The organism is Desulfosporosinus sp. Tol-M2 (genome assembly GCF_059735615.1).
In genome coordinates, this window is sequence record NZ_JCAIJG010000086.1 from 1 (window position 1) to 7,395 (window position 7,395).

At 45.3% G+C, this 7,395-nt stretch carries 7 protein-coding genes and 1 riboswitch; all 7 genes read left to right on the forward strand.

Annotated features, from left to right (window positions below):
• Window positions 1-225, forward strand: a 225-nt coding sequence (locus AC6I5A_RS06380; RefSeq protein ID WP_034613192.1) for a SoxR reducing system RseC family protein, incomplete at its 5' end; no start/stop codon positions are given.
• Window positions 226-340: 115 nt separating this feature from the next.
• Window positions 341-982: a phosphatidylserine decarboxylase family protein gene (locus AC6I5A_RS06385; protein WP_034613195.1), complete on the forward strand. Its 642-nt coding sequence runs from the start codon at window positions 341-343 to the stop codon at window positions 980-982.
• Window positions 983-1,058: 76 nt separating this feature from the next.
• On the forward strand, window positions 1,059-1,460 hold the full coding sequence (locus tag AC6I5A_RS06390; protein WP_034613198.1) for an iron-sulfur cluster assembly scaffold protein: 402 nt from the start codon (window positions 1,059-1,061) through the stop codon (window positions 1,458-1,460).
• A gap of 55 nt (window positions 1,461-1,515) precedes the next feature.
• Window positions 1,516-2,790, forward strand: coding sequence for a double-cubane-cluster-containing anaerobic reductase (locus AC6I5A_RS06395; RefSeq protein ID WP_034613201.1), 1,275 nt, complete (start codon window positions 1,516-1,518; stop codon window positions 2,788-2,790).
• A 32-nt stretch (window positions 2,791-2,822) separates the two neighbouring features.
• Entirely contained in the window at window positions 2,823-3,083 is a 261-nt protein-coding gene (locus AC6I5A_RS06400; protein WP_034613204.1) for a putative Se/S carrier protein, read from the forward strand.
• 82 nt (window positions 3,084-3,165) lie between these two features.
• A complete protein-coding gene (locus AC6I5A_RS06405; protein ID WP_497900547.1) occupies window positions 3,166-4,317 on the forward strand; it encodes an aminotransferase class V-fold PLP-dependent enzyme in 1,152 nt (383 codons plus the stop codon).
• Between the two features lie 1,029 nt (window positions 4,318-5,346).
• A riboswitch (molybdenum cofactor riboswitch) is annotated at window positions 5,347-5,485 on the forward strand.
• A gap of 326 nt (window positions 5,486-5,811) precedes the next feature.
• A partial coding sequence (locus AC6I5A_RS06410) for a molybdopterin-dependent oxidoreductase (protein WP_034613207.1) occupies window positions 5,812-7,395 on the forward strand: 1,584 nt, incomplete at its 3' end.

Below are 7,395 nucleotides of genomic sequence, written 5' to 3' on the forward strand. Positions count from 1 at the left end.
ATGCTAATAGCAGCATTTATTGTATTTATCCTGCCGTTCATCCTAGTTTTTTTAGGGGTTGTATTAGGATATAATATGTCAGAATTATTCAGGATTAATGCAACAGTTACTGCTATAGTTGGCGGAATAGTGTTTTTTGTTATATCTATAATAATTATTAAAATGTGTGAAAACTATGCAGCAAAGAATACGAGCCTAAAACCCATAATTATAAGAAAAGTTTAATCCCATATAATTCAGGGAAAAATTGAACCACAGTTAAGTGCATTTTAATTAATAGACAATTAAACTGAAATAATCTGGAATTTTTAATTTCGTTTTATTTGATAGGAGTTATTAAATGAATCATAGAGAAATTGTAGCTCGTGAAGGATGGATTTTTATCGCATTTTTTGCTATGCTTTCTGCTCTATTATATTTAGGCACAGGTTGGGCTGGAGTTCTACCAGGCTTAGTCTTAACCTTATTTTGCATTTTCTTTTTCCGTAATCCAGAGCGCCATTTCTCTGCAAGCATGGGAATGGTTGTCGCACCGGCTGATGGTCGAGTTATGGATATAAATACAGTATTTGAGGATAAATATGTACATGACAATACGGTTCAGATAAGAATATTCTTAAGTATTTTTAACGTGCATATTAATCGCAATCCCATAGAAGGGCAAGTGGAGTTGGTGAAAAGGGTATCTGGAATATTTTTACCTGCATATAAAAATGAAGCAAGCGAAAAAAATGTCCGCAACTATCTGGGGATTGCATCAGAATGGGGTAAGGTTCTGGTGGTGCAGATTACTGGAATAGTAGCTCGGCGTCTGGTGTGTTGGGTTCAAGTAGGCGATTATATGGCTACCGGTGATAGGTTTGGGCTTATTCGTTTTGGTTCCAGTACTGAAGTCTACCTGCCCAAGGAGGCAACCATAATGGTCCAAGTTGGTCAGAAGGTAAAAGGAGGAGAAACAATAATTGCTAGATTATATAAGTAAGTACAGTTTGAGTTATTGTAATGGAACAGTATAGCATTGCGTGAAAAAGAAGAAACAAATCAGGTGGTGGATATAATTGTATTCAGAAAAGGTTATAGAGCATTTTAAGAATCCGCAGAATGTTGGCAGCATGCCGGATGCAGATGGTGAAGGGTCAGTAGGAGACCCGAATTGTGGGGATTGTCTGACCATATATGTTAAGATACAGGATGAAATCATCGTAGATATTAGCTTTTTGGTGTTTGGTTGTACTGCATCGATTGCAACCAGCAGCATGACAACAGTTTTGGCAAAGGGTAAAAGCCTTGGAGATGCCCTGGAAATTACCGAACAGGATATAATTGATTCCTTGGGTGGATTGCCAAAGGAGAAACAGCATTGTTCTAATCTGGGAGTAGGCGCCTTGCGCAAAGCTATTCAGAACTATTATGAAAACCAGAGAATAGCTGATGCTCACGATGATGATGGGGTTCCCTAAAATCATATTTTCCGGTAAAAACAATAATAACTTAATAATATGAGGAGGTAGTTTTATGGCTGATTATCGCAAAATGTGGTCTGACCTGGGAATGGATCTGGAAAAACACGATTTACTCTGTCAGGCGCTGCCGGAAGCTTTTGGGGCTGTTTATATGTCCCAGGAAAACCGTCCGGAGGGAATGGATTTTTTCAACTTTGTGGTTTCGGAAATTCATGGGGTGCGCCCGGTGGAACTGATTGAACATCAGAAAAACGGCGGCAAGGTTTTTGGCACCTTCTGTGTTTATGTCCCTGATGAAATTATTTTTGCCGCCGGCGGTATTGCCACCGGCTTATGCGGTGGTTCCCAGTTTTGGGTTGGCGGCGGCGAAAAGGTCCTGCCGGCCAATACCTGCCCGCTGATCAAAGCCTCCGTGGGTGCGCGTCTGGATGGAACTTGTCCTTTCTTCAAAATCGCCGATATGTATATCGGGGAAACAACCTGTGACGGCAAGAAAAAAGCCTGGGAAATTCTCAATCAGGAAGTCCCTGTCTATGTGATGGATATTCCGCAAATGAAGCGGGAAAAAGATCTTCTGGCCTGGGAAGATGAAATCAGAGCGCTGCTTGAAATTGTAGAGAAGTTTACGGGCCATAAAGTTACCCTGGAAGCTTTAGCTGAAAAAATCAAAGTTCTTAATGAAAAACGGCAAGCCCTGGCCCGTCTTTACAACGCCCGGAAACATTCACCGGTGCCGATCAGCGGCAAAGACGCGCTATTAGTGACGCAAATAGCCTTCTATGACGACCCGGTCCGCTTTGCCGCCCAAACCAACAAACTTTGCGCTGAACTGGAGCAAAGAATAGCAGCGGGCGAGGGTGTTTTCCCAGCCGACACACCGCGCATTTTGATCACAGGCACACCGATGGCTATTCCTAATTGGAAACTGCACCATATTCTTGAAACCAGCGGCGCTGTGGTGGTAGTCGAGGAACTCTGCACCGGCACGCGTTATTTTGAAAATCTGGTTGATGAAAGCGGTAAAACTTTGGATGAACAAATCAAAGCCTTGGCCGCGCGCTACATGAAGACCAACTGTGCCTGCTTTACGCCTAATACCGGACGGATCGACGATCTCCTGCGTTTGGTGAAAGAATATAAGGTGGACGGGGTGATTGATTGCAGCCTGCAGTTCTGCGGCCTTTATTCCACGGAAGGGTATCTGGTCCAACAAGCTTTAAATAAAGCGGGCGTCCCCAATATACATTTGGAAACAGATTACAGCGAACAGGACATGGAACAGCTGCGCACCAGAGTGCAGGCTTTTCTGGAAATCTTGAAACAATAGGAACAATAGGTAACAGGTAGGTTGAATGAATCATGGCGGAAATTTATGATTACTACGTACTCTTTCCCAATCATCAGGAAGGTCTTCGCCTGCACCGGAAATTAAAAGAGGCTCAGGTAAAGTGCAGTATTTCACCGACTCCCCGTGAAGCCAGCAGTTTTTGCGGCATCTCGCTGCTGGTCAGTGAGGAAAATGTGGCGCAGGTGGAAAAGATTCTTGCGGGAAGCAACATCAAAACAGGGGGTATTGTCAGGATTCAACGCAAGACGGCGGTGTGGAACAAGACCTGTTGAATTGCTGTTTGGGCTTTGGGCAAGGGGAAGGGTTTATGTATATTGAGCAAATAGCAAGTTCCCTTGAGAATAGGAGTGTGAAATGAAAGAGCTGATCTATTTAGATAATGCAGCTACATCCTGGCCAAAACCGGAGATTGTTTATCAGATGATTGATCATTACAACCGTCGACTGGGCGGCAGTCCGTACCGGGGCAGCAGCAGTAAAACGCTGGAAGCCGGAGGGGTGCTGCTGGATACCAGGGAAGCGTTGGCCGCGCTCTTTCATTTCACGGATGTTTCGCGCCTGATTTTTACCAAGAATATCACAGAGGCGATCAACACGGTGCTCAAAGGATATCTGAAGCCGGGGGATCATATTATTATCAGTTCGATGGAGCATAACGCTGTGGTACGGCCGCTCAGTAAGTTAAAAAATTCCGGAGTGGAAATATCCATCGCGGACTGTGCTGCCGACGGCAGTCTGGACCCGTATGAGGTGGAGAAAGCCTGGCGTACGAATACCTGCATGGTTTGTCTGACCGCAGCCTCCAATGTGACAGGCACGATTATGCCTGTCCGGGAAGTAGGGCAGCTCTGCAGGAATAAGGGCGCAGTATTTATGGTGGATTCGGCCCAAAGCGCCGGGATAATCCCGCTTGATATTGGAGAACAAAATATTGATGTTCTGACCTTTACCGGGCATAAAAGCCTGTTCGGTCCGCAAGGTACGGGCGGATTCTATATTCGGCCCGGTTTGGACATTGATTCACTGCTCGAGGGAGGTACCGGCTCCTTTTCCGAGGAAATGGTACAGCCTGATTTTTCCCCGGATAAGTATGAGAGCGGCACTCCCAATACACCGGGAATTGCCGGTTTAGGAGCAGGCGTCAGTTTTATCATGAGAAAAGGTCTGGCAGCTATTCGAAATCATGAGCTGGAACTGATGGACAGGATGGTTGACGGGTTAAGGCAAATTCAGGGAGTGACAATTCATGGCCCTGTGGACAACCGACAGCGGACCGCTGTTTTGTCTCTAAATCTGGCCGGTCTGGAATGCGGCGAACTGGGTTTTCTTTTGGAGAATAATTTTGGTATTGTCACCCGTTCCGGCCTCCATTGCGCTCCTCTGGCGCATCGGACCATTGGTACTTTGCATCAGGGAACCTGCAGGATTAGTTTAAGTTATTTTTCCACCCGTGAGCAAATTGAAACTTTTCTGAATGGGATGCTGAGGCTGAGTAAAGGTGGTTAGTTACCTTAACGGGCAATCCCTTACATTATTTATTACAGCAACAGCTTTGAAGGGAGCATGTTGACAAAAGAAATCGTCAACGACTTTGTCTATAGCCCAAATGAAAGATAATTATCCGCAGGCGCGGATGTCATATAGGAATGCGGTTGATCCGGTACGCCATATTCCCTTACACAGCAGTTGTCAATCAACTTTACGGATCCGAAGTAGCACCACTACATCGTATAGATTCCTATATTCGGATAATTTCATCTGATTGTATGTCCTCAACATTCCCCAAACCCTCTTTAAGTTGTTTTTTACTCTATATTATCCCATTTTTCGTGATAAGAAGCCTCTGCTTTTAAGGCAATGGCTTCTTTGACTTTTTCAGTGGCCTCTGAAAACAAGGCTTTTAGGGATATCTGTATTTATGTAACTGTCAAAGACCCGAGTAATTGCCCCTACTCTATTTTTTCAATTTCAAAGGATTCTATAAATTTCTTCATTGGTGACCAAAATGTGCTAGTGACAAGAACACATAAAAGTGATACACTAACATTACAAAGACATTATATATAATATATACTTGTGTTGAAGTAACAGTTTATGAGGATATAATTATCCGCCAAGCATATCCTCCGGCAATATCAAAACCGAGCGGCGTTAGAAGTGCAGCTTCGTTGAAATACTGTCGGCATCAAGTCGGCGTTGAGGGAGGTGAGAAAGTGCTATCAAGTACAAGGTTTAAGCAAATTATAACCCGTTGCATGTGAGTTAACTTACATGAACCGGCGGTTCATAGAGTTTCTATTTACAGTGGCGCAAATGAAGACCTGAAGTTGATGCGGCCTTTCTTCACCGATTCTCTTTGGAGCTTTGGCGGATGAGTTCATCTATGCTTTAATGCTTCATCCGACTTGCTTGTTGGCGAATCATTGATTTGGCTGTACTACATTCCTGCCTTTATTCGTCGTTGTTGAACCCTAATTTGCCAACCCTTAGACTTTTTAGCAACAGCGTTACAACGTTGCTGAAATTTAATAATTTTTTAAAACTTAGCTCCCAAGCTACTTCACCTAAAGCTGCGGCTACGGGGAATTAGCCGACTTGGCTGTTATGCCGACACGGTAAATCCGGAAACGGGTTTATCTCCCTTATATTGGAAAGGAGTCAATGGCACTGAGAAGACAATTTGCATTGCCCGCATCATTTATGCGCCGGTAATGAGAGGTGTCTTTAATAATGGTGCCGTAAGTTGTTTCTGAGTAGGGGGAGAGAGCGCGTATTTTTGATGTAACCAATGCCCTAATTTAGCATGGCAATGAACTTTACCCTCCTAATTAAGATAGGAGTTTTTTTATTTTTTCATGTAAATAGAAAAGGAATGATTGAAGTGTAAGGAGCGTCGCTTATGTCTAGATACAAAGTTCTGATCATGCTTTGATCAAGAAGTAAATTCATGGGATTGGTCATGGCGTGTTTAAGAAAACATTTTTAGGGGAGGAAGAAGAGATGGATGTTTCTCGTCGTGGGTTCCTTAAACTCTCAGGGCTTTCCATTGCAGCCTTGGCCACTGGTCTGGGTTTTGACCCGGCCGTTGCGGAGGCCAAAGGGTATGCGTTGAAACTGGAAGGAACCAAAAAGGTCCCGAGCATCTGCCATTTTTGCGCCGGTGGCTGTGGGACGCTTTTGTATGTGAAAGAGGGTAAGTTAGTTCATTTGGAAGGTGACCCGGATCATCCGGTCAGCGAGGGAGTGCTGTGTCCCAAGGGGGCAAGCTTATCACATGTCGCCTACTCGCCGGATCGGGTGACTAAGCCGAAACGGCGTGCTCCCGGGGCGGATCATTGGGAAGACATCTCCTGGGAAGAGGCGCTGGACCGCGTCGCCAAGAAAACCAAAGAAGTCCGGGAGGCTACTTGGAAAGCCGCTGATGAGGTGGTCAATGCGAAAACCGGACTAAAGGAAATGCTGCCGGTTAACCGTGCGGACGGAATCGCCTTTCTTGGTTCTGCCGAAGTGGACAATGAAGAGTCGTACCTATTTACGAAATTCTGCCGGGTAATCGGGACCCCGCATCATGACCACCAGGCCAGGCAATGCCATGCTTCCTCCGTAACCGGGTTGGCCCCTGCCTTTGGTCGTGGGGCGATGACCAATTCATGGTCAGATATGAATAATGCCGAGGTCTTTTTAATTGCGGGAAGCAACTGCGCTGAAAATCATCCGATTGCCATGAGGTGGATTCTTCGGGCAAAAGAAAAAGGCGCTAAAGTAATCGTCGTCGATCCACGCTTTACTCTGACGGCTACCAAAGCCGACATCTTTGCCCAAATCCGTCCGGGAACGGATATTGCCTATCTGGGCGCTATTATTAATTATATTATTGAAAAGAAATTATACGATGAGAAATATGTTCTTAATTACACTAATGCTCTGTTTAAGGTCAGTAAAGATTATAAATTAGAAGATGGCCTCTTCTCCGGTTTTGACCCTACAACAAAGAAGTATGCTACCGCGAGCTGGGGTTACCAACTTGGGCCGGATAAAAAACCCCTGAAAGCGGACAGTCTGGAGGACCCGGATAGCGTATTTGCTAAGCTCAAAGCTCACTATGCCCGCTATACCCTGGAAACAGCCGAAAAAATCTCCGGGATCCCGGCCGCGAAAATTAAAGAAATCGCCGACGCCTTTTCTAAAGGGAAACCGGGCACTATTCTCTATGCGATGGGCATGACCCAGCATACCACGGGTACGCAAGGCATTCGGGCCTATGCCATCATTCAATTGTTGTTGGGTAATAGTGGCAAAGCCGGCGGCGGGATCAATGCCCTGCGCGGCGAACCGAATGTTCAGGGTTCGACCGATATGGCCAACCTTTATCACATCCTACCGGGCTATTTGCCGTATCCTAATCATACGGATAAGACTATACGTGATTATCTGGTGCGCAATGGGTCGTTTTATGAAAAACATCTGGTAGCCCTGCTAAAAGCCTGGTTTGGCGAAAACGCTACCCAGGAAAATGACTACGGGTGTAGCTACTTCCCGAAGAACCGTCCCGCAATGAATGCGACGATGTCGGAAATGATCGGG

Coding starts and splice junctions, on each gene's coding strand:
- AC6I5A_RS06385 (WP_034613195.1), top strand. CDS start 341: ATGAATCATAGAGAAATTGTAGCTCGTGAAGGATGGATTTTTATCGCA.
- AC6I5A_RS06395 (WP_034613201.1), top strand. CDS start 1,516: ATGGCTGATTATCGCAAAATGTGGTCTGACCTGGGAATGGATCTGGAA.
- AC6I5A_RS06400 (WP_034613204.1), top strand. CDS start 2,823: ATGGCGGAAATTTATGATTACTACGTACTCTTTCCCAATCATCAGGAA.
- AC6I5A_RS06405 (WP_497900547.1), top strand. CDS start 3,166: ATGAAAGAGCTGATCTATTTAGATAATGCAGCTACATCCTGGCCAAAA.